At 52.6% G+C, this 26,574-nt stretch carries 24 protein-coding genes and 2 tRNA genes; 17 read left to right on the plus strand and 9 right to left on the minus strand.

Annotated elements, in window-relative coordinates; all coding sequences use genetic code 11:
• Positions 1-1,113: 1,113 nt before the first annotated feature.
• Complete coding sequence (locus QZL63_RS08020) at positions 1,114-1,890, plus strand: CPBP family intramembrane glutamic endopeptidase (protein WP_022308805.1); 777 nt, start codon at positions 1,114-1,116, stop codon at positions 1,888-1,890.
• Positions 1,891-2,217: 327 nt separating this feature from the next.
• On the opposite strand, the gene QZL63_RS08025 is transcribed toward QZL63_RS08020, so the two are convergent.
• Positions 2,218-3,921 carry an ATP-binding protein gene (locus QZL63_RS08025; RefSeq protein ID WP_290586487.1) on the minus strand — a complete coding sequence of 568 codons (1,704 nt, stop codon included), beginning with the start codon at positions 3,919-3,921 and terminating at the stop codon, positions 2,218-2,220.
• Between the two features lie 161 nt (positions 3,922-4,082).
• On the opposite strand from QZL63_RS08025, the gene QZL63_RS08030 reads away from it, so the two are divergent.
• The 5 genes from QZL63_RS08030 to QZL63_RS08050 all read left to right on the plus strand — a co-directional run bounded on the left by QZL63_RS08030 (position 4,083) and on the right by QZL63_RS08050 (position 8,308).
• Positions 4,083-4,997 carry a helix-turn-helix transcriptional regulator gene (locus QZL63_RS08030; protein ID WP_022308807.1) on the plus strand — a complete coding sequence of 305 codons (915 nt, stop codon included), beginning with the start codon at positions 4,083-4,085 and terminating at the stop codon, positions 4,995-4,997.
• Between the two features lie 19 nt (positions 4,998-5,016).
• A complete protein-coding gene (locus QZL63_RS08035) occupies positions 5,017-5,499 on the plus strand; it encodes a hypothetical protein (protein WP_022308808.1) in 483 nt (160 codons plus the stop codon).
• A 70-nt stretch (positions 5,500-5,569) separates the two neighbouring features.
• Entirely contained in the window at positions 5,570-6,496 is a 927-nt protein-coding gene (locus tag QZL63_RS08040) for a hypothetical protein (RefSeq protein ID WP_022308809.1), read from the plus strand.
• Positions 6,487-7,761 carry an MBL fold metallo-hydrolase gene (locus QZL63_RS08045; protein ID WP_022308810.1) on the plus strand — a complete coding sequence of 425 codons (1,275 nt, stop codon included), beginning with the start codon at positions 6,487-6,489 and terminating at the stop codon, positions 7,759-7,761. The genes QZL63_RS08040 and QZL63_RS08045 overlap by 10 nt, the downstream gene beginning before the upstream one ends.
• A gap of 79 nt (positions 7,762-7,840) precedes the next feature.
• Entirely contained in the window at positions 7,841-8,308 is a 468-nt protein-coding gene (locus QZL63_RS08050) for a hypothetical protein (RefSeq protein WP_022308811.1), read from the plus strand.
• Positions 8,309-8,470: 162 nt separating this feature from the next.
• Here QZL63_RS08050 and QZL63_RS08055 read toward each other — a convergent pair whose 3' ends face one another.
• The 4 genes from QZL63_RS08055 to QZL63_RS08070 form a co-directional block, all read right to left on the minus strand.
• On the minus strand, positions 8,471-9,022 hold the full coding sequence (locus tag QZL63_RS08055; protein ID WP_022308812.1) for a GNAT family N-acetyltransferase: 552 nt from the start codon (positions 9,020-9,022) through the stop codon (positions 8,471-8,473).
• A gap of 78 nt (positions 9,023-9,100) precedes the next feature.
• Positions 9,101-10,381, minus strand: a complete 1,281-nt coding sequence (locus QZL63_RS08060; RefSeq protein WP_022308813.1) for a relaxase/mobilization nuclease domain-containing protein — start codon at positions 10,379-10,381, stop codon at positions 9,101-9,103.
• A 4-nt stretch (positions 10,382-10,385) separates the two neighbouring features.
• The gene (locus tag QZL63_RS08065; protein WP_022308814.1) at positions 10,386-10,988 is read right to left on the minus strand and encodes an Arm DNA-binding domain-containing protein; all 603 of its coding nucleotides are present in this window, start codon (positions 10,986-10,988) and stop codon (positions 10,386-10,388) included.
• Between the two features lie 249 nt (positions 10,989-11,237).
• Positions 11,238-11,313 (minus strand) — tRNA-Gly (locus QZL63_RS08070).
• A 209-nt stretch (positions 11,314-11,522) separates the two neighbouring features.
• On the opposite strand from QZL63_RS08070, the gene QZL63_RS08075 reads away from it, so the two are divergent.
• The 11 genes from QZL63_RS08075 to QZL63_RS08125 all read left to right on the plus strand — a co-directional run bounded on the left by QZL63_RS08075 (position 11,523) and on the right by QZL63_RS08125 (position 23,801).
• Complete coding sequence (locus tag QZL63_RS08075) at positions 11,523-12,509, plus strand: acyl-CoA reductase (RefSeq protein WP_022308815.1); 987 nt, start codon at positions 11,523-11,525, stop codon at positions 12,507-12,509.
• A 44-nt stretch (positions 12,510-12,553) separates the two neighbouring features.
• Positions 12,554-13,069, plus strand: coding sequence for an IS1096 element passenger TnpR family protein (locus tag QZL63_RS08080; protein WP_290586490.1), 516 nt, complete (start codon positions 12,554-12,556; stop codon positions 13,067-13,069).
• Positions 13,059-13,988 (plus strand): tRNA (adenosine(37)-N6)-dimethylallyltransferase MiaA, encoded by a 930-nt coding sequence (gene miaA, locus QZL63_RS08085; protein ID WP_022308817.1) that lies wholly within the window; start codon positions 13,059-13,061, stop codon positions 13,986-13,988. The genes QZL63_RS08080 and miaA overlap by 11 nt, the downstream gene beginning before the upstream one ends.
• Positions 13,989-14,270: 282 nt before the next feature.
• Positions 14,271-14,359: transfer RNA gene (locus tag QZL63_RS08090), tRNA-Leu, on the plus strand.
• Positions 14,360-14,843: 484 nt separating this feature from the next.
• A complete protein-coding gene (locus QZL63_RS08095) occupies positions 14,844-15,518 on the plus strand; it encodes a hypothetical protein (protein WP_022308818.1) in 675 nt (224 codons plus the stop codon).
• Positions 15,505-16,995, plus strand: a complete 1,491-nt coding sequence (locus QZL63_RS08100; protein ID WP_022308819.1) for an Eco57I restriction-modification methylase domain-containing protein — start codon at positions 15,505-15,507, stop codon at positions 16,993-16,995. Before QZL63_RS08095 ends, QZL63_RS08100 begins: the two co-directional genes overlap by 14 nt.
• Positions 16,996-17,084: 89 nt before the next feature.
• Positions 17,085-17,729, plus strand: coding sequence for a hypothetical protein (locus QZL63_RS08105; protein WP_290586494.1), 645 nt, complete (start codon positions 17,085-17,087; stop codon positions 17,727-17,729).
• Between the two features lie 22 nt (positions 17,730-17,751).
• Positions 17,752-20,292, plus strand: a complete 2,541-nt coding sequence (locus QZL63_RS08110) for a GIY-YIG nuclease family protein (RefSeq protein ID WP_022308821.1) — start codon at positions 17,752-17,754, stop codon at positions 20,290-20,292.
• Positions 20,293-20,658: 366 nt separating this feature from the next.
• Entirely contained in the window at positions 20,659-21,354 is a 696-nt protein-coding gene (locus QZL63_RS08115; protein WP_022308823.1) for a hypothetical protein, read from the plus strand.
• 1 nt (position 21,355) lies between these two features.
• The gene (locus QZL63_RS08120; RefSeq protein WP_290586497.1) at positions 21,356-21,577 is read left to right on the plus strand and encodes a DUF2188 domain-containing protein; all 222 of its coding nucleotides are present in this window, start codon (positions 21,356-21,358) and stop codon (positions 21,575-21,577) included.
• A gap of 259 nt (positions 21,578-21,836) precedes the next feature.
• Positions 21,837-23,801 (plus strand): hypothetical protein, encoded by a 1,965-nt coding sequence (locus QZL63_RS08125; RefSeq protein ID WP_022308824.1) that lies wholly within the window; start codon positions 21,837-21,839, stop codon positions 23,799-23,801.
• Positions 23,802-23,967: 166 nt separating this feature from the next.
• Here QZL63_RS08125 and QZL63_RS08130 read toward each other — a convergent pair whose 3' ends face one another.
• The 4 genes from QZL63_RS08130 to QZL63_RS08145 form a co-directional block, all read right to left on the minus strand.
• Positions 23,968-24,597, minus strand: coding sequence for a hypothetical protein (locus QZL63_RS08130; RefSeq protein ID WP_022308825.1), 630 nt, complete (start codon positions 24,595-24,597; stop codon positions 23,968-23,970).
• Positions 24,598-24,617: 20 nt separating this feature from the next.
• A complete protein-coding gene (locus tag QZL63_RS08135) occupies positions 24,618-25,694 on the minus strand; it encodes a relaxase/mobilization nuclease domain-containing protein (RefSeq protein WP_022308826.1) in 1,077 nt (358 codons plus the stop codon).
• Positions 25,684-26,037 carry a plasmid mobilization protein gene (locus tag QZL63_RS08140; RefSeq protein WP_022308827.1) on the minus strand — a complete coding sequence of 118 codons (354 nt, stop codon included), beginning with the start codon at positions 26,035-26,037 and terminating at the stop codon, positions 25,684-25,686. The genes QZL63_RS08135 and QZL63_RS08140 overlap by 11 nt, the downstream gene beginning before the upstream one ends.
• A gap of 132 nt (positions 26,038-26,169) precedes the next feature.
• Positions 26,170-26,481 carry a helix-turn-helix transcriptional regulator gene (locus tag QZL63_RS08145; RefSeq protein ID WP_022308828.1) on the minus strand — a complete coding sequence of 104 codons (312 nt, stop codon included), beginning with the start codon at positions 26,479-26,481 and terminating at the stop codon, positions 26,170-26,172.
• Positions 26,482-26,574: the final 93 nt, after the last annotated feature.

Raw genomic sequence — 26,574 nt, forward strand, 5'->3', positions numbered from 1 at the left:
AAGATACAACCTCCGCTGGATTTAAAACGTCCGCAAATGAGTTGTGGTTTGATGTAGAATTTCAATAAGATACAACCGATAATAGTCAGTATTCTTACCAATACCGGTTGTGGTTTGATGTAGAGATCCAATAAGATACAACGAAAGCCGAATACAGGGTCATGCTGTATCAGTTGTGGTATGATGTAGAATTTCAATAACAAAGCACACAAAGAACTTAAACATCATGCAGGGGAGAATTAATAAATTCCGGTAGATCGAAAACGAGATGATTTGACCTGTAAAATATGGACAGATACCTTTAGCGTCTTGTCATTATCATCTACTATGCCGTCAGCACCCTACAGATACGACGCATCTTGCGGCTGATATTCGCCTCGGAGGTCTTCACATAGCGTCGTGTCATGTTCGTATTCGTATAACCCGGAATCTTGGCGATAATGTCGATCGGCATCCCGTATTCGCCAAAATAAGGTACGATATTCGCAAATCAGCTTCAAATGCCGGACATCCATATTCGGATTCCGGCGCAGAAAGACATGGCGCATGCCCGCCACGCCGTTCTTGGCCTCCTGCTCAAGGTCATCGGGATGGATCCGCCCCCGCATAACCGCCCTGCGGATCGCTGAAAAGCGCCCGGTGAAACTCCGACTCGTAGACGTGTTCGCCGCGGTGCAGGCCGAAGACCGAAACGGCACACCCGAACAAAAGGACCGACGTGGAGAGTACGGCGATGTGGCGGTCGAGCGCGACGGGATCGAGATCCTCCTCGCCGAATCGCCGGCTGGCCTGCAGTCCGGCATATGGTCTTTGCGGGGCATCTATTCAGGTCGGAGATTGTGGAGGCAAAGATTATAAATCGGAAGCTATTCCCGGTTGAAAAAGCACCATTTGAGACCTCACACAAGACAGGCGGCAGGGACTTGCGAATCCATAAGGATCTCCGCCTTACAGCTCGGACTCCTTTCGGTGCAATCGACCCACTCGCCGGACAAGCCCCGGCATGCGCCTCCGCTCGGGACAAACGACGCACATGTCAAAAAACAACCCCGCAAGCCCCAATCATGGAGAATTATTTTCTACTTTTGCCTGCAAAACAATCAGTTCGAATTTATGATTCAGCCTGCATCGAAAACCGCAAGGATTGCCTATTCCCTCATTGCGGGTATAATGATTATCCTCTTCTGGAGAAACATCGGCTTTGCGACAACACTTCTCGATATGCCGGGCAGCTCTATTCTCGGGCTGTCGATCAAGGCGTTACTCCTGACTCTTGCTGTCCTCATCCTGACGACAGTCGTCGTCAAGCCGAAAGAAGTGTTTTCTTTTCTCGGGCTGAGTGGAAACATGCTCAAGGGATTCGGGATCGCACTCCTTTGCGTGCTCCCCCTGTATCTTGTATTTCCTTTCTTCGGCAGCCTCAATACAGAATTGACATTCACCGTGTTTTATGACCGATGCATCCTTACCGGGTTCAAGGAAGAGCTGGTGTTCCGGGCGCTTATGTTCGGTTTGCTTTTCCGATATGCAAAAACAGGATTCTTCTGGGCTGTCATATTGCCGGCCCTCTACTTTGGCTCCGTACATCTCTATCAAGGACACGATGCCCTTTCGTCGCTCGCCGCTTTCGGTGTAACCTTCATCGGCGCACTCTATTTCAGCTGGATGTACGTCGAGTGGAATTTCAACATATGGATTCCGGTCGGATTGCACATACTGATGAACGGAGCCTGGCATATTTTCATTATGGAGGGTACGGAGGTCGCGGCGGGTGGCCTGATATCCAATATGGCCCGAATAGTCAGCATGGCATTGGCTATTGCCATTACAGTCTATTACCACAAAAGGAGAGGAGAAAAAGTCCTTGATTATCCCATTTGGAAGTTCTAAATTGCGGTCTGCTTTCGGTCCGGGCAGAACAGCTACGATGAAAGCGTAAAAGGATTGCCGCCTTTTGCCTCAACAGGAGTGGGAAAATGAAAGAAAAAACCTTGCATATCAGCGATATACAAGGCTTTTTACTTTCTATCGGGGTTTCTTTCTGGCCCCCTCTGGAGCGGAAAACGGATTTCCGACCCAAGCATATCCCTCGTTCACAATCAGCGCATTACGTAAAGCATTTTCCTCAAAGGTCACTCCTGTGATGCGGTCATCATGCACTCGTTTGCATCCCAATGCTTTCGACAAAGATAAGAAATCTTCAGTCCAAATACAAACTCAAAATCCGATTTTGCGCCGCGACCGCTCTGGCTGCCCAAGCACTTCCAAGCGGCAGTATCCGTCGAGTTGCTCGAACGAAGGTTCCGCGCCCTGCAGGATTATGTCAATCGTCCGTTTGCGGGCGATGTTCTCGATCTGCCCGCCGCTGAAATCGTACCGTGCAGCCAGCATGGCTGCCGTTCGCTCGTCGAGTGTCGGAATCATCGACCGCCAGATCCGACTCTTCGCCTCCGTCGAGGGTTTCTCGAACTCGATCTTATAGAGAAAACGCCGCTCAAAAGCCTTGTCCAGATTCTGTGTGAGGTTCGTGGTGGCAATCATGATGCCGTCCAACTGCTCCATCTCCTGCAGGATGATATTCTGGATTGAGTTTTCCATCTTCTCCACGGCCTGTTGTGCTCCCTCCTGACGGATTCCCAGTACGGCATCCGCCTCGTTGAAGAGCAGTATGGGTGCCGGTTTCGAATAACGGGTATAAGCTCGGTAACGGTCGAAAGCCTCCTTGATGTTCTTCTCGCTTTCGCCGACCCAGCAACTCTTGATCTGTGAAACATCGACAACCATCAAGTCACGCCCCGTGCGACGTGCCAGCTGGTAGACCGTCTCGGTCTTGCCTGTCCCCGGCGCTCCGTAGAAAAGGCAGGCAAAGCCCTTGCGCATGCCGCCGGCCTCCAGCCGCTGCTGGATGTCGGTGAAGTGTTCGGGGGCGAGGAGTTCCCCCAGCCGGTCGATCTGTCGCTGCACCGACGGGTTGTAGAAGAGCTCCTTGGCGGCAAAGGTCGTGCAGTCGAGCAGATCCCTCCCCTTGCGACTCTTGTGCTCGACATAACGCAAACCGACGAAAAGAGCCTCCCGGGCCGTGCAAGTCAGGTGGAAATACTCCGGATCTTCCAATCCGTTTGCGTTATAGGGCTCGATGATTTTCCGTTCGCACAGTTTGAGATCCGAGGCATTCATCATCCAGGAAAGGAACCGTTGCTCATCCCCCATAAAATAGTCCTGCCAGTCCCGCATCCGGAGGTATGCCTTGCCCTTGTTCACATAGAGATGGCAGAAGACGTAAAACAGCAGGCATTCCACATTTTCCGACAAATCATAGGTTTGGAGCGTCTGACAGAACGGCAATTCCGGATTGGCTGCCACCAGCGCATCCAGATCGGCGAGCAGCAGATTCCGGTCCTCTTTCATCCGGTCAAGAATCTTCTCCATGCGGTCGAAGAGCTGCTCGACAGTCAGGTTGTCGATGGGCGCCGGCTCGAAGGCGCGGTTTTCCTTGACGGCCTCCACGACCTCCATCGGGACGGAGTAGAAGAGCGTGTTCTCCTTTTTGAAGCGCCAGATGAGGTGGCGCTGTGCCAGGAGGTCGGCTGCGGCCATCAACGAAATGATCCGCACCATACGGCAACCGATCAGGTCGGAAAAATCGCTGATCTGAATCCGCGGATCGGTGCTTTTCTCCATAAAGAGGGCAAAGGCCAATGCCTGCTCCTCATCAAGCGTCATGCATTCAGACACATACGTCAACGCCGAATGGGCCTTTTCTGAAAAGGGCGTTTCGAGTTTCAGTTCTATGGCCAAATTTACGATCTGCTCGATGGCTCCGATCAAGGTCCACGCCGGCTCCTTCGGGTTCTTTACCAATGACTGATCAACCTCCGATTTCGGGCTCGTGCTCCTCTTCGTCTCAAGATGTTCCATCATTTCCGTATTTTTTCTCCGGCAAAGTTCAATAGCCAATCTGCCAGAATCCGGCGCACGCACTCTTTATTTGAAAATATGACATACAATGGAAAAATTCCTGCTATGTGCAATATTTCAGCACATACTCTTACTACCTTTGTACCAGAAAAAAGACGAACACCATGGCATCCAATCTCTTTAAAAGGTACATCTGGCTGGCCGACACCCTCCATCGCTACGGCCCCATCACGCTGGCCGAGATCCGCGCCCGCTGGCAGCGCAGCGCGCTCTATGACGGTCGTCCGCTGGCGCGGCGGACTTTCCACTCCCACCGCGACGCAGTCGAGGAACTGTTCGACATCTCGATTGTCTGCGACGAACGCACCAACCGTTACTCCATTGCCAACAGCGAGGATCTCAACTCGCACAACATCACCAACTGGCTGCTCGATAGTTTTGCCGTCGGGCAGTCGCTGCGCGAGGCCCGCACGCTGCACAACCGCGTGCTGGTCGAGGAGGTTCCCTCGGCCCGGGGGCATCTGCCCGAACTGCTTGACGCCATGCGCGAGAACCGGCAGGTGGTCATTACCTATCAGCCCTTCACGGGGGACGAGGCCTTCGATCTCCGTCTTCGGCCGCTTTTCGTCAAGCTCCGCGACCGGCGCTGGTACCTCTACGCCGACAAGCCCGACAATGCGAAAATCAAACTCTACGCGCTGGACCGCATGGTGAAGATCCGCGTGACCGAAGATCGCTTTACGCCGCCCGAGGAGCTGGATCCGGCCGGCTACCTGGCCGGCGCATTCGGCGTGGCGGTCTACGACGATATCCGTCCCTGCACGATCCGGGTCCGGGTCGCGGGCGACGGCGTCAAGTATCTCCGTACGCTGCCCCTCCACGCTTCGCAGCAGGAGGTCGAGACGCATGACGAATATGCCATCTTTGAATTTCACGTGGCACCAACGCCGGAGTTTTACCAGGCCATGTTAAACTGCCACGGCAATTTCGAGGTGCTCTCGCCGGGCAATGTACGGGAAGAGATGCGGCGCATCATTGACGGGCTCCATGTTTTGTACTGCCGTCCGACAAATGAGTAAAAAAGAAAATCGAACGAAGATGATGACAGAAAAAACAGACAAACAGACACATGAGCGCCAATGGGAACTTTTTGCGGAGGCAGTGCCGCTCATTTGGCAGCAACGTGAACGGATTCTTACCGATCTGCAGCTCTTCGGGGCCCGCACGCCGATGCGTATCCGCATGGCCTATGTTTCGATGAAGGATTCGGGACCCTATCCACTAGGCGTGGTGGTCCGGGCGTGGACCGAGTACGCAGAAAACTACATGCGTCTATGTCCGAAATGCGGCGGACGGATGTTGATCTACTCCTTCTCGGGGTCACCGTTGAGCGGCCGCAGCAGCCATTCGGCCACCTGCACCGCATGCGGCTATCAACAACGCCACGTCGACGAAGGCAGTTTCGGACGCCTTGCTTCACCGATCATGCGTATTGCCAGCGAGTATCGGGATCTGCCGAAGGGCGATGCGCTGTCGTTCGAGGAGGCGATCAATAAAATCCACGATTTCGACACAAAATAAAAAAGTATAATCAAAGATTTAAGCTAATAAGTAGTATTTTTGTAAAAAACCAATCTAAAAATTCAATACCATGGCTCGCTCTATCAGTGAATTGTTCATGAACCGCTTCATGGACAAAAACGATCTCTATCCCGTTCTCGAATATGTAAAGGCAGACAACTCGCTGGATCTCGAAATGCGAGGCAATTATGTCTCGATCTATTATCGAGGTGGTTCAGTTTTGAGAATATTTGAAGATAAAGGACATTACGGCAGTATTGATCCCCGATATATGCCTGGGGCTCAAGCGCCTCAATTCTCATTGGAAAACATTCATGCCTATCTTACCGAAGCAAAGCACATTGTGGATATCTACACCACCAATGTAAAAAATCATCTGGGAGAAAAGGATATCCAGCAAATGATTATCAAGGAGAACAATTATTCATGTAACTCCTTCGATACGGATTATTTTATCATCGACAGCGAATACCAATACGGAGACAAACGCTTCGACCTTGTCGCACTGGAATGGGAATCGACTCCGGCCGCTCATAAACTGGCGAAAACGGCTATTCCCCGCTTGTTTATCATAGAGGTCAAACAAGGATACAAATCCATCCGATCAACACAAAGCGTCAAAGACGACAAGACAACGGAATCACCCGGATTGAAAATCCACCAGGACGATTTTCGCGACTTCGTCTCCGATTGTGACCGGGTCCAGAACTTCCAGAACGACATGCTCAACCTGTTCCGACAAAAACGGATCTTGGGTTTGATTCCGGGCTTCAAACTGGGCGACAACGCCGACAAGTATAAGGATGTAACCCAGATCCAGCCCAAAGTAGAGTTTGCCTGCGTACTGGCGAATTATAAAACCCAAAGTACCCAACTTCGGCTTGAACTGCAGGAAATGGAGGATTGTCTCTTTTTTAACTCTTCCTTCATGGGATATGGATTATACAAAAGCGGTCTTATGAATAAGGCTGCATTAGAGAAAGAGCTATGCAGATAGTCATCCACCGCGGAACACACGAAATCGGCGGCAGTTGTGTTGAGATACGAACCCGGCAGACTAAAATCCTGCTCGATCTGGGTCTGCCGCTCGATTTCGACTCCCGGCCCCAGGAGCAGCAGAAGCAAATCCGCCGCGAGGCCCTCGAATGGGCTCAGGATGCCGATGCCATCTTCATCAGCCACTTCCATGCCGACCACCACGGCCTGTTGCCCGACACGCACCAGGATGTGGCCATCTACGCTACGGCCGGGACGGCGGCCATGATGCACGTCACCGAGGTAATCCATGGCCGCGGCGATGCCGACTATCTGCGCCATATCAGCGTCCTATCCAAGGACGCTGACGACCGGAAGTTCGAGCCGGTAATCGTGGGCGATATTTGTATCACGCCCTACACGGTCGACCATGCGGCCTATGATGCCTGCGCCTTTCTGATCGAAGCCGAAGGCCGGCGAATCCTCTACAGCGGAGACATCCGCCGTCACGGGGTGAAAGGCTTTCTCTACCACAACCTGCCCCGGAAGGTCGACTGCTTGCTGCTCGAGGGGACCAATCTGGCCACCGAGAAAGCGTGTATGAACGAAGCGGAGATTTGCGAACGTTTCAAGGAGCAGTTCCGCACCGATGCCGACAAACTGCACTATGTCTGGTGCTCGGGACAGAATATTGACCGCATCGTCCAGATCTACAAGGCAGCGCTCGTCTGCTCGCGTAAGCTGATTGTGGATACCTACGTCGCGTATGTGCTGGAAGCGGTTCATCGTTTCAAGCCGTCGATCCCGTCGCCGCTCTCTCCGTTCGAAGGACACGATGTCTTCCGGTATTTCTGCCAACACGCCCAGCTAAAGCGGTTTGAAAAGGCAGGAGATCCGGAGATTGTGCAGCGCCTGAAAGCGCTGCCTACGGTCGACAAAAACGATATCGGACGTAATCCGGGACGTTATGTCTGGATGATCCGCCCCACGATGTTATGCTTTATGAAGAAATACAATCGTGTTCCATCGGTTGTAGTCACTTCGATTTGGGAGGGGTATGAAAAAGACGAACCCGAATTCATGGATTGGATCCGGGAACGGGGTTTTGCCAATCCGCACATCCATACCAGTGGTCATGCCGATGTGAAATCGCTGCAGGCAATTGTCCGTCATGTCGATCCCGGGCTGTTGATCCCGATTCACACCACCGTGCCGGAACGCTTTGCCACGCTCTTCCCCGACCGAACAATCCGCTGTCCGCAGGATAATGAGCCGATGGAGCTATAAGCCCCTTTTTCTCCAGATTCAGCCCTGCTGTGCCGGGAAGTGGCACAACAGGGCTTTTACTTTGCCGAAAAAGCTGGATATGGGAATCAGATACTACTACAAAAATGGCAAGACGGGATTTCAGACCTCGGGAGGATGCCACCTTACGAAGGCGTGCTGGGATGAAGCCTGGCTGCTGGATGATACGGACCGGGCATTGGTACGCGACAGCGAGGGGTATGCACTACTGCACATCCGCAGCGGACAACTCATTCGTTTGAACTGTGACCGTGCGGCACCCTATGGCGACTCTCTGTTGCGCATCCACCGCAACGGGAAATACGGCCTGTTGGATTTCGGGGGCCGCACCATCATTCCTCCGCGATACGATGTACTGACCAACCACTTTGCGCAGTTCAATATCATCGGCCGACGAGGCCGCTACGGATTGCTCAACCGGCTGGGCGGATGGGCACAACCGCTTCGTTACGACGTGATTCTACCCGTCAGCCAACGAGGAAACGACCGTTTGGCCTGCATCCGCCGACACAAGGTGGTGTTTTTGTGAGATTATCCAGTTTTTCCAATCCATCCCCTTCCTCCCGATAGCGACCAGCCCCGGACTTGGCGGAGTCGGATGCAAGGCCGTCCCCGTAGGACGCTCTGTATAGCCTTGCAGCCGATGCCGGCAAGTCGGATCTTTGCGGACGGGTGGAAAGGGATGATTGTGTCAGTCTTTGAGACGCTTTCGCATCACAAAGTTGGTCAGTTCCAACCGATTTGCCCGGCGTTTCTGAACCTTCACTACTTCGTACCCTCTCTTCTCGAAGAAAGGACGAGCCGTCAGGCTCACTTCCGAAGTGATTTCCGAGACTCCGTATTCCCAGGCTCTCTTTTCTACGGCCGAGAGCAGCAAACTCCCGACGCCGACTTGCTGATAATCCTTGTGCACGAAGAGCGAATGCAGATAGCCTTCGGCATTCATCGACGAGAAGCCGATGATCTCGTCCCGTTCGTTCAGTGCAGCTACGTAGTCATTGCGAGCCAATAGGTCTTTCATATGCTCAGCACTCTCCCCGCACGAAGCCCAGTCTTCCACCTCTTCGCGGGTATAGTCCCGCGCATTTACATGTAGAACCGTCTCCCGAAACAAGGTTTGCAGCACGGGAATATCCTCCTCCGAGAGTTTTCGCAATTTATATGGAGGACTTGGCGACTCAATCTTCTGGCATGCATTCTTGGCTGTAGAAAAGCGGCGGTAATTCTCGGATTTCTCTTTCATATGCTCGTCGGGTTATTGCCCTATAAAAGATAGGCTTTTAATTCCAGCTGGCGCACACGGGTATCCGACAAAATTTCGTTACCGGCTCGGGCCGCGCGATTTCTTCTTCGGGGTAATGATGCGGCGTGGCCGGTCCTGCTGTCGTTCGGTTTGGGCAGGGCGAGGTTCGCGGGGATCGTCCCAACTTTCCCGGTAGGTCGTATCCGATGCCTTCTCTTTCCAGAGGTAGGGACGTGCCGTCGTGCCTCCCCACCATTTCACCAGCGCCCGCACGACATATCCCGCTTCAATCCGGTCCCGGTCCATGCGCCGCATCGTGTATTTCCCGTACTCCACCCAGTCCCGCGGATCGTCCCGATAGATCCATGCCATCTGCAGTCGGTCGTCCATCACCACATAACCCTCCGATTGCATTCCCCGCACGAAGATTGGTTCTCCCTCGCGGAGCATCTCGATCTGCTCCTTGGTCAAGGGCTTGCCTGCAATCGACAGATTCCGATGCGGCGACTCTGGCTGCTGTTGCCGGAGCTTTTCCGCCTCCAGTTTTTGCAGAATAGTCAAGACTTGCGGACGTTGTTCCTCCGTGTAGTTGCGAATCCGCTCGATCATCGCCTGTCGGAGGCGATTCTGCTCGATCCGTTGCGTCAAGCGGCCGTAGCTGAACTTGCGGTCCACCTGCGAGGCCTTGAACGTATGTCCCTCCAGGGTAAAGGTCACGCCCTGGATCTCCTTCGCAGGATCTCCGCCCCGATGGACAAAGGTCGTGGCGACCTGTCGTTTGGCCAGTTCTTCAACAAGCGCTGTCCAGGAAGTGCAAACGGGCAGCAGCTCCCGCAGGTGGTCGTAAATGCGGTGGCGCAGTTGCTCCGGGCCATGCAGCCGTTCCGTGGAGACCTGCTCCTTGCCGTGCGAAAAGGTCAGCCCGTACTCCTGCTTGAGCTCCCTGCAGATACGCATGTTGCGCAGGCGTTCGTTGCGGTCCGGTACCAGCGTTGTATCGTAGCGTACCCGGTTGTAGAGGATATGCACGTGGGGATGTTTTGTATCGGTGTGGCGCACGACGAGGTGTTGTGTGCCGGTAATTTCCATGCGTTGCATATACTCCCGTGCCAGGTCAATCATCAACTGGTTCGACATCCGCGGGTCATCGTCGGGGTGGAACGACAGCGAGATATGTCCGACAACCCGTTCGACATCGGGACGGGCCCGGCGCTGGAACTCGAAGCTGCCGATCAGTGCCTGCCGATCGGAGAGCTCCACGCCGTCGCTCATCAGGATGTAAGCCTTTCCCGGCTCCTTGCCGAGCAGGTAGCGCACCGCGCCGCCGAAGGATTTGCAGGTTACGATTTTGCCGATCATCGTCTTAGAGTTTTTGTTTCAACCGTCCGATTACCTCGTCGTAGAAACGAAGGATCCGTCGCAACTCCTCCTCGTGGGAGGCAACACCGAAGGCGTGCTGGAGGAAGGCCAGTTGGTTCAGATTGTTCCTCTCGTGCGTCAATTCGGAGACCAGGCGCAGTTCTTCGGGGCCGATTCGGCGCATGATCCGTCCCGAGACATCCGCCTGGCGGGCATACTCCGAGAGGGACAGATTGCAGGCCGCTGCCTTGCGTTGCATCCGAAGGTACTCCGCCAGCAGCATCCGGCTCGAAGAGGCCGAGCCCAGCAGCTGTTTGACGGCAAAGCAGGTCGGTGTCTTGTTCTCCTGGATCAGGCGGTCGTAGGCGGCAGGGATGGAGGCCCGGTAACTGGCTACGATACGGTTGATCTGCTGGTCGACCTCATCCTTGTAGAGCGAACGTTCGAGGCGCTGGTTCCAGCGATCCGGCTCGATCTGGCACTGTGTATAGACTTCGGTGGACTGGCCGGTCGTGGTGATGCGGGCATAGATCGGGGCCTTGCCCTTTTTTGTGACTTTGGTCTTCTTGCAGAAGAAGACGACGCTGAAGGTGGTTCGTGGCAACATGGCTGCTTGGTTTTTGAGTAAATTAAACGTCTTCAGCACCGGAATGTTGCAGAGTAAAATAATGCAAATCAGCGAAATATAGCTAAATCGTGACCTATTTTCAGCCCGAGCAAAAAAGGTCACGATTAAGGCCTGAAATACTTGCTGCCTTTTGCTTCAACAGGAGTGGGGGAATACAAGAAAAAGCCTTATATATCGCTGATATACAAGGCTTTTTGCTTTCTATCGGGGTTTCTTTCTGACCCCCTCTGGAGCGGAAAACGGGACTCGGACCCGCGACCTCAACCTTGGCAAGGTTGCGCTCTACCAACTGAGCTATTTCCGCATTGCTCGATTGCGAGTGCAAAGGTAGGCAAAAAATCCGAATCTCCAAATTTTTTCTGAAAAATCCCGAAATTTTCTCTCCGGAGAGACGGCAACCGGCCGTTTCGGAGCCGGACCGTTCCGCCCCCGAAGCCGGGTTGCCGGACAAAAAACAGCAGTGAAGCGCATTTTGCGTTCGAAATCCGTCGCCGATGTGCTATCTTTGCCGTAATGAAAAACGCGATCAAACTCTTTTCCGCGCTGGGGGAGCGCCTGCGCACGTTCGGATGCGACGACACGAGCCGCCGCGTTATCGCCCAAGCGTGCACGGAGAACGGATGGTTCACCCCCGACGACATCCGCCGTGCCGTGAAGGCCCTGTGCGACGAAATGCTGCAGGAGGAGACGCTCGGCCGATGGCTGGAGCTCTACCCCACGCTCCCCGTCGCGAAGCCCCGCCGCGTGCTGGTCATCATGGCCGGCAACATCCCGCTGGTCGGCTTCTTCGACCTGCTGTGCGTCGTGGCAAGCGGCCACCGCTGCCTGGTCAAGCCCTCGGCCAAGGACTCCGCACTGATGCTCCACGTCATCGGGCAACTGCTCGACATCGATCCCGAAACGGCCGTCGAACAATACGACGGCACGGCGCCTGTCGATGCCGTGATCGCCACCGGGAGCGACAACGCCAACCGCTACTTCCGGGCCCGCTATGCCGGGATTCCCGCCCTGCTGCGCGGAAGCCGGCAGTCGGTGGCCGTACTCTCGGGCTCGGAGAGCGCAGCCCAGCTGGCCGGGCTGGCCGACGACATCTGGGCCTACTCGGGTCTGGGATGCCGCAACGTCTCGCTCCTGTTCCTGCCCGAGGGCTACACGCCGCAGCTCCACACACCGCCGATGCACCCCGGATACCGCAACAACTGCCGCCAGGCCCGGGCGCTGCTTACCATGCAGGGAAGAACGTTCCTCGACTGGGGCGACTCCGTGGCGGTCGAACAGGAGGAGTTCCCCCCGATGCTGAGCCAGGTTGCCTGCGCGCACTACCGCTCGACGGACGAGGTGGCGGCATGGCTCGCCCGGCACGACGAACGCATCCAGTGCGTCGTTACCAAATGCCTGCCCCACAGCCGCCGCGTAGCGTTCGGGCAGGCCCAGTCGCCCGCCCTGACCGACTACCCCGACGACCGGGACGTGATGGCATGGCTTGCCGGGTTGGGATAAATTTCTATTTTTGCAAAGAGAAAGACCTTTAATACAGTATCACAATGTCGATGGTATTCCGATTCCGGATGTTGAGCGACGAGAACGACCACTTCGTACGCGACTACGAGGTGATGTACGGCACGACGCTGCTCGAATTCCACAACTTCATTCTCGACTCGCTGGAGTACGAGCCCTGCATGGCATCGTTCTTCACGGCGGACGACCGCTGGGAGAAACAGCGCGAATTCACCCTCATGGAGATGGGCGACAGCTCGGGCGAAGGGCCCGAAACGATGGAGAGCATCCGCCTGGGGCAGATCATACACAACCTCCGCGACCGGCTGATCTACCTCTTCGACATGTTCGGCGACCGGGCCTACTACCTCGAGCTCACGGGGGCCTACGAGGCCGACCCGCAGGCCTCCTACCCGCGCGAGATCTACGCCGTGGCCGAGGCTCCGGACCAGTACGACCCCTCGAAGAACCGCGAAGACGAGGACGAGGGTTCGGCCTTCGAGGAGATGATGGGCGACTTCAACGACTTCGAGGGCGACGACAACTACGACGATGAGTATTAAGCGCCTGCTGGTCATCGTCGGGCCGACCGGTTCGGGCAAGACGGACCTGAGCATCCGCATCGCCCGCCGTTACGGCGCGCCGATCCTCTCGACCGACTCGCGGCAGTTCTACCGCGGAATGCCGGTCGGCACGGCGCAGCCCACCGCCGAACAGCTGCAGGCAGCCGAGCACCACTTCATCGCCGACCGCGAAATAGACCGGCACCTCAACTGCGGGGCCTACGAGGCGGAGGCGCTGGCGCGTCTCGAAGCGCTCTTCGCCACACACGACATCGTGGTGGCGGTCGGCGGCTCGGGGCTCTATGTCCGGGCGCTGTGCGAAGGGATGGACGACCTGCCGTCGGCCGACGAGGCCCTGCGCGAGCGGTTGAACACGCGACTGCGCGAGGAAGGGATCGAATCGCTCGCCGACGAGCTGAAGCGGCTCGATCCCGCCTATTGGGAACAGGTGGACCGCAGCAACCCGGCGCGTGTGCTCCGGGCCCTGGAGGTCTGCCTGCAAACGGGACGACCCTACTCGTCGCTCCGCACGGGACGGCAGCGCACACGACCGTTTGCCGTCACGAAGATCGGCATCGACCTGCCCCGCCCCGAGCTCTACGCACGCATCGACCGGCGGGTGGAGCTGATGATCGGCGAAGGACTCGAGGAGGAGGCACGGCGGCTCTACCCGTTCCGGCACCTCACGGCGCTGCAGACGGTCGGCTACCGCGAATTTTTCGAATACTTCGACGGTCGCATCACGCGCGACGAGGCGATCGAGCTCATCAAACGCAATTCGCGCCGCTACGCCAAACGGCAGCTCACGTGGTTCCGGCGCGACCCCGCGATCCGCTGGTTCGCCCCGAACGACGACCGGGCGATCCTCGACTACATCGACAGTACGGCGGCCGTACCGGCGGCCTCCGGCGAAGAGTAACCGACAGGACGGTCACCACGGACCCCGCCTCTGAAAAAGCCTCCCCGAATACGGGTCTATAACAGGTGCGCCGGACACGGAAAGGGGCTGCAAGCCGGAGCAGGAATCCGGAGTGCCGGCTCGAATCCGGCTCGGTTTCCAGCCAAGGAGCGGGTCGGAGATCGCGGCTGCAGGTGCAAATCCCGGCTTCGGAACACGAATCGGCAACGGTTCCAACGCCGGGATTTTGCGGATCGCAAATTATTTCGTACTTTTGCCGACGTCTTCCCCGCGGAAGGCTGCGCCCGGATGGTGGAATCGGTAGACACGCCGGACTTAAAATCCTGTGGCCAGCAATGGCCGTGCCGGTTCGATCCCGGCTCCGGGTACCAGTAAAATCGCTTAATTTGTTGATATAGACGAATTAAGCGATTTTTATTTTCCGGATTTTCCCCACATTTTCCCCACACGTGCTGTGAATGATGTTTGACTAGGCTATTTGGAGGGGTAATTCTTCGCCAAAAATTGCCTTGTTAAATTGGTAAATCTACTCCTCCTCGATGAAATAAATCCGGGGATTTTTCCTATCTTTGAATCCGTAAAACCAAGAAACAGAATAACGACAAGAGAAAAAGACAATATCAACATATAACTAATTGAGCTTTTAGCTCTTATTCTCGACTTTGCGAAATCTGGTAAATTTTTTGAAGTACACGAGAGTAAGCAGCGGAGGTTCACGTCTATGGGCGTGGACCGTTCGTGCTTATTTGTGTACATAGGTTTACCAGAGCCTGCAAAGTCAAATAAGCGACAACGAATGGTTTCACGCCTTCTTTATGTCGCTTAACGGAGGGTCGGGGCGAAGCTTTCAAGCCTATGCCCTCCACCAAATCCCATACACCGCAAATCATCTCGCGTCAGCGCGTGGCCGACCACGGCGAGGTCTTCACCGCCGAGCGTGAGGTCAAGGCGATGTGCGACCTTGTGAAAAACGAGACCGAGCGCATCGAATCCCGGTTCCTCGAACCCGCTTGCGGACAGGGCGCTTTTCTGATCGAGATCCTGCGTCGCAAACTCGCCGTCGTGACATCCCGTTATGCCGCGACGCAATCCGAATGGGAACGCCATGCCGCGATTGCCGTATCAAGTCTCTACGGAATCGACATTCTGGCAGACAACGTGACGCTCTGCCGCAATCATCTCTACGATACGTTCCTGACGGCATACCGGGCTCTCTTCCCGAAGAGCATGAAGCCCGCCTGCTGCCGTGCGGTGCGCTATCTGCTTGCGACCAACATTCTGTGGGGTGATGCCCTGACCCTCCAAACCCCGGACGATTCGGCGCGGCCGATTGTCTTTGCCGAGTGGTCTGACATTGGCGGCGGGCGGTTCAAACGCCGCGATTTCACGCTGGCCAACCTGCTGCAAAGCCAGCCAATGGAGGGTCCCAACCTCTTCTCCGACCTCGGAGATGCCGCCTTTATTCCGGCCCCCGTAGCCGAATATCCGCTTGTTCACTTCCTCAAACTCGGAGCCGATGAAGAACTATAACCCCGATGTGCTGACCTGCCTGGCCAATCTGAGCAACGACGAGGTGTTCACCCCTCCGGTCGTTGTCAATCGCATGCTCGATCTACTGCCTGCGGAGTTGTGGCGCAATCCCGATGCGCGTTTCCTTGACCCCGTAAGCAAAACGGGAGTCTTCCTGCGCGAGATTGCCAAACGGTTGATGGAGGGGTTGAGCGAGCGGATTCCCGATCGGCAGCAGCGGGCCGACCACATCTTCACCCGGCAGTTGTTCGGCATTGCCATTACCGAGCTGACGGCCCTTCTGTCGCGCCGTTCGGTCTATTGCAGCAAACAGGCGAACGGGCCCTATTCGGTTTGCACGGCCTTTCACGATGCGGATGGGAATATCCGCTTCCGGTCCACGGAACACACCTGGCAGAACGGCCGATGCCGCTATTGCGGGGCAAGCCGGGAGGTCTACGACCGCGACGACACACTGGAGAGCCATGCCTACGAATTTATCCACACCGAGAATCCCGAAACGATATTCCCCGATATGAAATTCGATGTCATTATAGGCAACCCGCCGTATCAGTTGAGCGATGGCGGAAACGGCGCCAGCGCAAGTCCGCTTTATCACAGATTCGTTCGGCAGGCGCAGAAACTCAAACCCCGTTATTTGACCATGATTATCCCCTCCCGGTGGTTCGGAGGCGGAAAAGGGCTGGACGACTTCCGCAGGGAGATGTTAAACGACAACCACATCCGGGTTCTCGTAGACTATGAAAATGCCTCCGACTGTTTCCCCGGTGTCGATATAGCCGGCGGAGTCTGTTATTTTCTGTGGGACCGGGATAACCCCGGGCTGTGCGATGTCGTCAATGTCCGGAATAACGAAACGATGCACTCCGTACGTGCGCTGAACGAGTTCGACACCTTCATCCGTCACGACCAGGCTGCATCCATCGTCAGAAAAGTCTGCGCATTCGGTGAGCCCATGATGTCCAATATTGTATCGAGCAGTAAGCCATTTGGATTGCGTACATTTGTGCGGCCTCAGGAATCCGGAGACATTCTTCTAAGGTGGCAAAACGGAGAGGGGCCCTATCGCCGTGATGAGATTACCGTCGGCCGGGAGTTGATTGATAAATGGAAGGTAATCACCTCCTATGTCGGCTATGACCATGCCGGCAATCCGGGCAAGGATGGGAAACGTCGGGTCTTTTCCAAAATAGACATTCTTCCGCCGGGGACCATTTGCACGGAGACCTATCTGGTCGTGGACAGCTTCGACACGGAGCAGGAGGCCAAGAATCTGGTTGCCTATATGAAAACGCTGTTCTTCCGGTTTCTGGTTGCCCAGTGCATGTACTCGCACCACATTACCAAAGAGGCCTACCGGCTGGTACCCATACAGGACTTTTCCCAGTCATGGACAGATAAAAAGCTCTATGCCAAATATGGAATCACCGACGAGGAGATAAAATTCATCGAGTCGATGGTACGGCCGATGGAATAAAGTTCAATAAAGTATTTTGTCGATAACTTAAAAGTTAAAAAATTGGAATGCTGTCGGCGTCTTTTTATTTTCGCGAAAAATACATCATTATGAAAGAATATAATGAAATAGAAAAGGCTGTAATTAAAGCCTTAATTGACGCAAGACGCCAAAAGAATACTAAAAATCTGTGTGCTTCCAGACTTATTATTGACATCATGGATGTCAATAAGTGTTTTGCAGTAGAATGGGATACCACAGCATCGAAAGAGAATGTGACTTTCTATTGTCAGGGCTATGATGTCCCTAAAAGTATCGTTCTATATGGTTTGGAGATTATCTCTTTCTTAAAGTATTTGGAGAATAATGAGTATATCATAATGAGTCATCTTACGAATACTCATAAGAAAGCAATATATGATAGTAAAAAGTATATGTATAAGTTTGGTTATTATTGGGGGAATATGCAAAATAATCAATGGGCGTATATGGTAGGTTGTAAACATACCTTGCATACTGATTCAGCATTGCTTTTTGATGAATACGCCAATACCATGATATACCCAACCAACAAACTTGAACTATTTTATAAACGAGGATTTAGAACTCGGGATGATATTAGATTTCAGAAGCAACAATGTGCTACATGGATAGGCATTCTGATTACTATTCTCGCGAGTTTGAATATAACTGACGTAGCAACTTATTTTCATTTGATTGTAAGTAAATTATCATCATTGATACGAACTGACTGATTAAGATTAAATTACTCAATTAATGTCTACACCCTTTTTCCCCACCCGCCCGGCGGCGCATCCGACCATCTATGCCTACGAAGATACCCACCCGCAATACCGTGGGCTGCTGAAGGTCGGATACACCTCCGTCGATGTGCAGCATCGCGTGGCACAGCAATATCCGACGCTGCGGCCCGGAGCGCGCCCCTACCGCATTGTCTTCGAGGAGTCGGCCATGCGTGGCGACGGAACCTCGTTTACCGATCGCGAGGTACACCGCGTGTTGCGTCGAATGGGAGTGGAGAATCCCGAGGGAGAGTGGTTCCGTTGTACGGTTCGCGAGGTCCGGGCGGCGGTACGCTCCGTGCGGGAGCGGCGCGAAGTCGAATTTCAACGCACGGAGCATTTTGCCATGCGCCCCGAGCAGGAGGCTGCCGTGGAGAAGACCTGCGAATATTTCCGTGCCTGCCGTGCCGACAACAACCGCACGCCGCATTTCCTCTGGAACTGCAAGATGCGCTTCGGCAAGACCTTCGCAGCCTACCAGCTGGCGCGCCGCATGGGATGGAAACGGCTGCTGGTTCTAACCTTCAAACCCGCCGTGCAGAGTGCCTGGGAAGAGGACCTGCGCACGCATGTCGATTTCGAAGGGTGGCAGTTCCTGTCGCGCAATTCGGAACTGAACTACGAAACGGCCGACCACAACCGCCCGATTGTCTGCTTCGGGTCGTTTCAGGATTTTCTCGGACGCAGCAAGTCGGGTGGCATCAAGCTAAAGAACGAATGGGTACATGCCATCAACTGGGATTGTGTGATTCTCGACGAATATCACTACGGTGCCTGGCGCGACCATGCCAAGGATCTCTTCGAGAACGAAGACCGCCGCGAGCAGGCCTTTGCCGAAGGGGAAGGCCGCGATTGGTTTGACGAGGAGGCGATGCCCATCACCACGGGAGCCTATCTCTATCTGTCGGGGACACCGTTTCGGGCCATCAGTTCGGGAGAGTTCATCGAGGAGCAGGTTTACAACTGGACCTACTCGGACGAGCAACGCGCCAAGGCGTCGTGGAACGATGCCGACGGGCCGAACCCCTACGCCGCCCTGCCGCGCATGGTGATGATGACCTATCAACTGCCCGACGAATTGCGGCAGGTTGCCATCGACGGCGAGTTCGACGAATTCGACCTCAATCTCTTCTTTCGGGCAGAAGGCAATGGTGACGACGCCCGGTTCGTCTTCAAGAATGAGGTACAGAAGTGGCTGGAACTGATCCGCGGCGCCTATGTCGAAAATATTGTTTCCGATTTGAAGCTGGGGCATTCACGGCCTCCGATGCCCTTCTCTCACGCCCCACTGCTCTCGGTGTTGACACACACGTTCTGGTTCCTCCCATCGGTGGCGTCGTGTTACGCCATGCGGAATTTGCTTACCGAGCGTCAGAACCGCTTCTATCAGGATTATCGGGTGGTCGTAGCTGCAGGAAGCAGTGCCGGGATCGGTGTCGATGCGCTGGCTCCTGTGCTGAAGGCCATGGGCAATCCGTTGGAGACGAAGACCATCACGCTGTCGTGCGGCAAACTGACGACGGGTGTGTCGGTGAAGCCCTGGTCGGGTATCTTCATGCTGCGCAACTCATCAAGCCCCGAAACCTATTTCCAGGCGGCCTTTCGCGTGCAGACACCCTGGACGGTATGCAATGCCGACGGCGTTTCGCCCAACCGGATGGATATTCTGAAGCAGGAGTGTTATGTATTCGATTTCGCTCCCAACCGGGCATTGCGGCAGATTGCCGATTACAGCTGCCGGCTGAATGTCGAGGAGAACAATCCCGAACGCAAGGTCGAGGAGTTTATCTCGTTCCTTCCGGTGCTGGCCTACGACGGCAGTTCAATGAAGCAGATCGATGCCGCCGGGATTCTCGACATCGCCATGAGCGGAACGACGGCGACTCTGCTGGCCCGTCGCTGGGAGAGTGCCCTGCTGGTCAATGTCGACAATGCAACGCTGCGGCGACTGATGGGGAATGCCGGGGCACTGGCTGGGCTGGCGGGGCACGAGGGGATGGCTGCGCTGACGCGCATCGAGGGATTCCGCAACCTGAATCAGGACATCGAGACAATCATCAACAAATCAGAGGCGGTCAAGAAGGCGCGAAAGGAGACCCCGGATGAGGCAATGACCCCGCAGAAGAAACGGGAATTGACCGAGGAAGAAAAGGAGTACAAGAGCCTGCGGAAGCAGATTCAAGAGAAACTGATCAAATTCGCTACGCGCGTACCGATATTCATGTACCTGACGGATTTCCGCGAGCGAAGCCTCTATGATGTCATCACGCAACTGGAACCCGGATTGTTCAAGAAGGTAACGGGACTGTCTGTCTCAGACTTCGAGTTGCTTGTGTCACTCGACGTCTTCAATTCGGCGCTGATGAATGATGCCATCTATAAGTTCAAGCGTTACGAGGACGCTTCGCTCGAGTATATCGGCATCAACAAACGCCCGGACGAGGAGATCGGTTTGTTCGACACCGTGCTTCCATCGACAGAGTATAAGAGAACCCAGAAGTATGGAAGGTCATAGTATTCCAACCAAAGCTCCATAAGGACGTACAAAAGTTGAAGACTTTCAGTAATAAATGGCAGCAGGAGCGAATTTCAAGACGTTTTTGTGATTTGTAGATATATTGTCGATAATTTGGGTGTTAAATATTTGGGATTTAAAATGCCCGTTAGCACCTTTGTCTCGAACCCCTAAAGAAAGGAGGTAAAATGTAATAGAGATAAAAATAGACATAAAAAAGGACGAAGCGGTCAACCACCTGTCCTTTTAGGAAATAACAAAAACCTTGGCAGGAATCCTTGTTATTTTCGTCACAAATATAGTATTCTATTTTGTGTTTTTTTGTGGTTGGCCATATCATTTTTATTTATTAAAATAAAAATAATTATGGAACCTATTAAAAACGTAGAACTCCATGTAGGAATTCCTACAATCTCCATCAACCAGATGGCGGAATTTGTAGCCGCTTCAGAACGCGGCAAGAAAGCAATTGTTCGTAAGCAAAAGCATCCTTCGACATTTCGAGTTGCTCGGTATGCAACAGCTCGCGCATCATTTAAGAACTATTGCAAGAACGATTTTGATGAAGCTATCCTCCTTCAAGGATTGGAGAAACTTCAAAACAAGGCACCTGTATCGCAATGGGCTGCCAGCGAAAAGAGTTGTTCTATCCAAGCGATTCGAGGGTTTATGCAAAGTCACTTCCCGGAACGATTCGGTCGAATCAAATGCTCGTTCTTCACGCCTCGTGAAAAACAGATTAGGTTTGGAGAACTTACCCTTGTGGTAGCTCCGGATTTAATTTTCCGCTGGGAAGAGGATGGGACCCGTTATATCGGATGCCTGAAACTTCGGATCAAAAAGAAGGCTGCCGAGTTCGGAGTGTACCGACGTATCGCATCTTTGCTGGCTCATTATTTAAAATGCATTGCCGCTGACGATGAAGTTGTAGTGAATAATTTTTGTCTGTGCTACAACGCCATGGATGGAAACATTATTCCGGCACCAAGAGACCTTCAATCGGATATGGAAGATCTTCGAATTGCCAGTGAACAGATTGTTGAACTTTGGAACGTTGCCTAAAATGGGAAAGAACCAACATGTTGTACCTCATGACGGCCAATGGGCCGTCAGAGGAGAAGGTAATCAACGAGTAACTGTAATTACTCGTACTCAACAAGAGGCAATTGAGATAGCCCGCGAAATCGCTCGCAACCAAAGGTCTGAATTACTGATTCACCGACCCAATGGCCAAATACGAGATCGCGATAGCTATGGGAACGATCCTTATCCACCCGAAGGATAAAAAACGTCAAGAAAGGAGGATGATCGAATCATCCTCCTTTCTTATTGAATTTATTCGAATGTCATTTATCTGCCAAATACCTGTAATATGTATTTAGGTTAAGCGAGTTAGCCTACGTTAACTTTAATTAGTAAGTCTTCTATTACATCCTTTAATTTTGTTTATATTTGTATATAGAATCGGAACATTAGCTATAGTTGACTACTAATCGAAGAATTGGTTGCTTTATTTGTTGATTGTAAAGAAAATACGCATTGTTATGGAGCAAAAATCAGATGTTCAATATAGGGCAGAGAAAGAGTACAAGAATAGTCGAGAGAAATTTTTTCTATTATTAAGGGAAATAATCTCAAATTCCATACATGCCGTTATTATTCGGCAAAGCAAAGAAGCCAATTTTATTCCAAAATTGGATTTAAATATCATGTTTGACGATATCCAGTGTAAGATTGAACTAATGGATAACGGAGAGGGCTTTACCCAAAAAAACCGCCAATATTTTGAGGAACTTGATAAAAAGAATGTAGAAAAGGAACAATTTAGATTTCATCCATTAGGTCAAGGACGGTTAGCTATTGTTTATTTTGCAGACTCATCTGAATATGAAACTGTATATAAAGATGAAGATGGTATGTACCATAAGCGTATAATTCCATATCCCAAAACATCCGAAGGCCTTTTTAGTATAGAAGATTTTGAGGAAGAAGTTCCTCTTGAAACAGATACATATACTAAATTAACTATATCAATAAATAAGCCCAATACATTAGGCCGAGCTAAAACATTCTTTAGAAATTATCCTAATATTGATTTATTTAAACAATGGTTTATTGAAACCTTCTTTCCGTTTATTATAAACAATGACAAGCTTGTGGTGAATATTATTCTCAACGGAGAGAATGCTATAATAAAAAAAGAAAACATTAAAACTGAAACAGAGAATACTTCCTTTGATTTAGTGTTTAATGATAGTAAGAAGGTTTTTACTTTATGGCTTATTAAAAAAAATGTGCAAATGCATGGGGATAATCCTATAACGTGTTTTGCTAGAAATTTAAGAGCAGATTTGTCTAATGGAAAGTTAAGCTACTCTATTGATAATGATAATGGGTTCTTATTATATTTAACATCGGAATATTTTGATGAATATGTAGATACAAAGGGCGAAAAAATAGAGGTCTCTTGTAGTGATATTTCTGAAATAAGTAAGAAGATCAATCAAATATTAGATGCAAAGTTTAAAACTGTCATTGAGAGAAATCAGAAAGAATCGACGGCTAATCTCAAAAAATTTAAGAAAAAGTATCCTTCTCTTGAGGCCTTTATTAAGGATGTAAATGTAGTAGGAGATAAGAATATTGTCAGTGAGAAGGATATGGTTCAATCTGCTTTAAGTGAAAAAAGTAGAATAGAAAAAAATTTTTGGAACCAAATTGATAAGGATCCATTGAATGATGAGGATGGTCATTTTAGTGAATCTGAAGACTGTCAGAAGTTGTTAAATTCTAGTTTGCATATTTATGTTAAACATCGCGAAAACGTATTAAAACAACTGCATGCTTTAATTCAAAAGTTTGATGAACAGGGTGAAAATAAGCCTGAATTGGAAAGTCGGGTTCATGAACTTTTTATTAAAAGAGGCGAAATCTTAAGTGATTCTTCCAATGTAAATCATTTACATAACCTTTGGATTTTAGACGATAAGTTTACGACTTTCTCAAACAATTTTAAAGCTAAAAGTACAAAATCTGGGCAACCATTATCTGATGTATATATATGGGCAGATGACCCAGAGAAAACAAAACAGATTTTAATTTTGGAATTAAAATCGACTACAAGAGCTCATAATGCCGGAAACCATAATGAGGGAATGATTGCCCAAGTTAAAAGGTATGCTCGAGATTTCTTTATGAAACCAGAGACGGTGCTGAATTGGAGTGTAAATACGTCCTTAATACAATATACTGGAATTATTCTAGCCCGGAAATCTGATATAAATAAAGAATTAACATCTAATAGTTTTAGTGGTGGATATAAGCCTATTCCATTCCTTTCAAATTCATATTATTACGATGATAATTTTTCTAGAGATGATAATCCCCGGAATAAAATAGATATTAGGATAGAATTATATTCTTTCGAAGATATTTATGAACTTGCATCAAGTCGAAACGATGTGTTCTTTAGGTTGCTAAAGAATGAATTTAATACTGAAAAAATTTGAAGCGAATCTAATTATTCAGTAGCTTTAATTTACTCTTCGCCCTTCCCGATTGGTAGCGACAAGCCAAAGCCGCCGGATGGACTTTGCGCAAGGTTTGCCTGTGGCAACTCGTTCTGACCTTGCGTTGTCCGTCCGGCGGCTTATCTTTGCGTCAGAAAGGGAAGGGCTACTTGTTTTTAAGTTTGGCAGCATCGCGTTTGAGTTGCTCGGCCTCCTGGGCTTTCAGCCGCGCCTGCTCGTCGAGAGCCGCCCTTCTGCGTACCAGCCGTTCGTACTCCTCGACATCCCTCCGCATTGAATCGATACGCCGCTGATCCCGCTCAGTCTCGAACAGCTCCTCCAACTCCGACAGCCGTTTCGGCGACGCCTCGCCCTTCATCAGCACATAGCGATACTTCAGATCGTTGTCATACCGGCCTCGGTCGAGCCGCCACTCCAGGTAGAGTCCGACAGACTGCACGACGATCACGACAAACATCGACATGAAGAGCCAAAAGTTGCGGGTTGCGTCGAGGGAGAGCGCGAAGCGGTGCAGCACCATCCACGGCGGCAACTCCTCGGGAATCTCCATCTCGGCCACTTTTTCTTCCATCTCCGAAATCTGCGCTCCGAGGTCTTCGCTAATCTGCTCCTGCCGCTCGGAGATTGTTTGAAGCAACCGCTTGATTGCGTCCGTATCAACGGGCTCTGCCGACTGTGATCGAACCTCGGCCAACTCCGTGCGGAGCGTTTTGATAAGGGTCTCCTTCAACTCCTCATACATCTCGAAGGAGAGCTCCAGGGTGTTCTCTTTCATCTTTTCGTATTTTAGGTTTGTTATCCGATTTTGCGGGAACGTGCCTCCATGCGACGCTTGCGCTCCATGAGGGCTACGGCCATCGCTTCGGCCGCCTTGTTGATTAGGGCTGTGATGCGGGCAATATGCTCCTCGGGGCTCTCACCCTCACGCCGCTGCATCATCTCGGGCGAAAGGGCAAATGGCGAGTCGAACGGTGGCAGCGGAATCGACCCGGCGCTGCCGAGCGACACCGATCCTGCGCTATGGCTTCCACCTCCTCCACCTCCTCCCGCTGCGGAGAAGGAACGCCCGCCGCCGAACAGATTTGCAAAAGCAGCCCGGAAGCTCCCGGCTGCCGCCTTGAGTCCCGACATCAGGGTTGTGTGCCGCTGCTGCACCTGCCCGAAGTGGCGATCCAGCTTCGAGAAACTGAAGGCCCGGTCGACCTTCGAGCCGGAGAACTCCAGCCCGTTTTTCGAGAACAGAACGCCCTGCTTTTGGCTGGTAGAACCGCAATACTTGTAGCGGACAATGATGCCCTGTTCCTTTAACCTGCCTTCCAGTTCGTTCCAGTTCCTGCACTTGGGCAGGCAGTCCTTGATCGCATCGTATATCTCGTACCGAGTCCGGTCTGGCTCACGAAGCCGCTCCCGCCGGACGGCCTCCTTGCCCGGAGCCAGATGCAGCCCGAAGCGTTCGGTCAGCTCGCGGCACACCTTCGCATTGCGGAGCTTGATGTTGCGGTCGGAAATGGTCTGCCCGTGATCACCTACGCGATTGTAGACCAGATGGCAATGGGGATGGGGCTGGTCGAGGTGCCGCACCAAAAGGTATTGCGTATCGGTGATGCCCATCTTCTGCATGTACTCCCGGGCAATTTGTGTCATTCGTTCGTCGGTGAGCTTCGGGGCATCCTCCGGCGAAAACGACAGGGAGATATGTCCGACGTTCTGCTGCAGACGGGGATTGAGGCGCGCCTGATCCTCGAAATCCTCGACCATCTCCCGCACACCGGGTGGCTCGACACCCCGAGCCTCCAGCACGCGCGACTGCTCCTTCATCACATAGCCGACCGTGCCGCCGAACGATCCTCCCGAAATGACCTTACCGATCACGACGCAGGGCTTCGATCATCCGCACCAGTTCGGCCTGAAGCGTCGCATGGCGCGCTGCGACGGTGGCGAATCCCTGGGTGTGGGCCAGTCGGGTCAGCTGGTTCAGATTGCGGGCAAGGCCTTTGAGTTGGGCGAGCCATTCGAGATGCTCACTCCGCAGCCGCTCGCGGACCGAGCCGTTGAGAATCAGTTGCCGCAGCACCTCGGTGCGCGGAATGCCGGCCGCACGGGCCAGTGCGCGGAGCTTGAAGTTACAGGCAGTGTTGCACCGCAGGGTAATGCGGTACTCCTGTTTTCGGGCGCGTCCCAAAGGCGGACGGCCTCCTTTCTTCGGTGTGTTCATGGATTGGAATTTTTGAGTTGAGACCATCGGGATAGGGCCTTGCGGCCGGTTTTTGGCTGACAAAAACACAAACTTGCCTCTGTTACCTCTGCTTTTCGAATGCTCGGGGATCTCCCCGGCATTCTCAATCGACTATTTGCTCTCCCGCTCACCGAGAATCCGTTGAATATCCGATGTGCGATATCGAATCTTGTTGCCGATTTTAACGGCCTTCAGATAGCCCTTCCGGTTCCAATGCCAGAGCGTTGCATCGCATACGCCGCACAGCTCCTTGACCTGCTCCTTGGTCAGGAAGCGTACCTTGCGTGCTTCGGCGACCTGGGTAGCCAACTCCTCTTTGGCGCGATTGATCAGATTGCTGGAGAAGGCCAGCAGATCCTCGCCGCTAACCTCCAGACGAATGCTCCCGGGCGCTTCGCGGAGGATGGATAATAAGTCTTTCATAAGTTGTTGTTTCCGCACGGGTGGGACGGCGCTTCCGGCGGAACAAAAAGCGACGCCGTCGCCCGGGTATCCGAGTGACGGCGCAAATATAAT

The organism is Alistipes sp. CAG:268, from assembly GCA_000434235.1.
In the GTDB taxonomy this organism is placed as follows: Bacteria; Bacteroidota; Bacteroidia; order Bacteroidales; family Rikenellaceae; genus Alistipes; species Alistipes avistercoris.

Bases quoted from the DNA above. Each gene is read 5' to 3' on its own strand.
- QZL63_RS08045 (WP_022308810.1), top strand. From the start codon at position 6,487: ATGCAGATAGTCATCCACCGCGGAACACACGAAATCGGCGGCAGTTGT.
- QZL63_RS08065 (WP_022308814.1), bottom strand. From the start codon at position 10,988: ATGTTGCCACGAACCACCTTCAGCGTCGTCTTCTTCTGCAAGAAGACC.
- QZL63_RS08040 (WP_022308809.1), top strand. From the start codon at position 5,570: ATGGCTCGCTCTATCAGTGAATTGTTCATGAACCGCTTCATGGACAAA.
- QZL63_RS08145 (WP_022308828.1), bottom strand. From the start codon at position 26,481: ATGAAAGACTTATTATCCATCCTCCGCGAAGCGCCCGGGAGCATTCGT.
- QZL63_RS08055 (WP_022308812.1), bottom strand. From the start codon at position 9,022: ATGAAAGAGAAATCCGAGAATTACCGCCGCTTTTCTACAGCCAAGAAT.
- QZL63_RS08100 (WP_022308819.1), top strand. From the start codon at position 15,505: ATGAAGAACTATAACCCCGATGTGCTGACCTGCCTGGCCAATCTGAGC.
- QZL63_RS08075 (WP_022308815.1), top strand. From the start codon at position 11,523: ATGAAAAACGCGATCAAACTCTTTTCCGCGCTGGGGGAGCGCCTGCGC.
- QZL63_RS08110 (WP_022308821.1), top strand. From the start codon at position 17,752: ATGTCTACACCCTTTTTCCCCACCCGCCCGGCGGCGCATCCGACCATC.
- QZL63_RS08125 (WP_022308824.1), top strand. From the start codon at position 21,837: ATGGAGCAAAAATCAGATGTTCAATATAGGGCAGAGAAAGAGTACAAG.
- QZL63_RS08115 (WP_022308823.1), top strand. From the start codon at position 20,659: ATGGAACCTATTAAAAACGTAGAACTCCATGTAGGAATTCCTACAATC.
- QZL63_RS08035 (WP_022308808.1), top strand. From the start codon at position 5,017: ATGATGACAGAAAAAACAGACAAACAGACACATGAGCGCCAATGGGAA.
- QZL63_RS08020 (WP_022308805.1), top strand. From the start codon at position 1,114: ATGATTCAGCCTGCATCGAAAACCGCAAGGATTGCCTATTCCCTCATT.
- QZL63_RS08050 (WP_022308811.1), top strand. From the start codon at position 7,841: ATGGGAATCAGATACTACTACAAAAATGGCAAGACGGGATTTCAGACC.
- QZL63_RS08025 (WP_290586487.1), bottom strand. From the start codon at position 3,921: ATGATGGAACATCTTGAGACGAAGAGGAGCACGAGCCCGAAATCGGAG.
- QZL63_RS08120 (WP_290586497.1), top strand. From the start codon at position 21,356: ATGGGAAAGAACCAACATGTTGTACCTCATGACGGCCAATGGGCCGTC.
- QZL63_RS08105 (WP_290586494.1), top strand. From the start codon at position 17,085: ATGAAAGAATATAATGAAATAGAAAAGGCTGTAATTAAAGCCTTAATT.
- QZL63_RS08130 (WP_022308825.1), bottom strand. From the start codon at position 24,597: ATGAAAGAGAACACCCTGGAGCTCTCCTTCGAGATGTATGAGGAGTTG.
- QZL63_RS08060 (WP_022308813.1), bottom strand. From the start codon at position 10,381: ATGATCGGCAAAATCGTAACCTGCAAATCCTTCGGCGGCGCGGTGCGC.
- QZL63_RS08095 (WP_022308818.1), top strand. From the start codon at position 14,844: ATGCCCTCCACCAAATCCCATACACCGCAAATCATCTCGCGTCAGCGC.
- QZL63_RS08030 (WP_022308807.1), top strand. From the start codon at position 4,083: ATGGCATCCAATCTCTTTAAAAGGTACATCTGGCTGGCCGACACCCTC.
- QZL63_RS08080 (WP_290586490.1), top strand. From the start codon at position 12,554: ATGTCGATGGTATTCCGATTCCGGATGTTGAGCGACGAGAACGACCAC.
- miaA (WP_022308817.1), top strand. From the start codon at position 13,059: ATGAGTATTAAGCGCCTGCTGGTCATCGTCGGGCCGACCGGTTCGGGC.
- QZL63_RS08140 (WP_022308827.1), bottom strand. From the start codon at position 26,037: ATGAACACACCGAAGAAAGGAGGCCGTCCGCCTTTGGGACGCGCCCGA.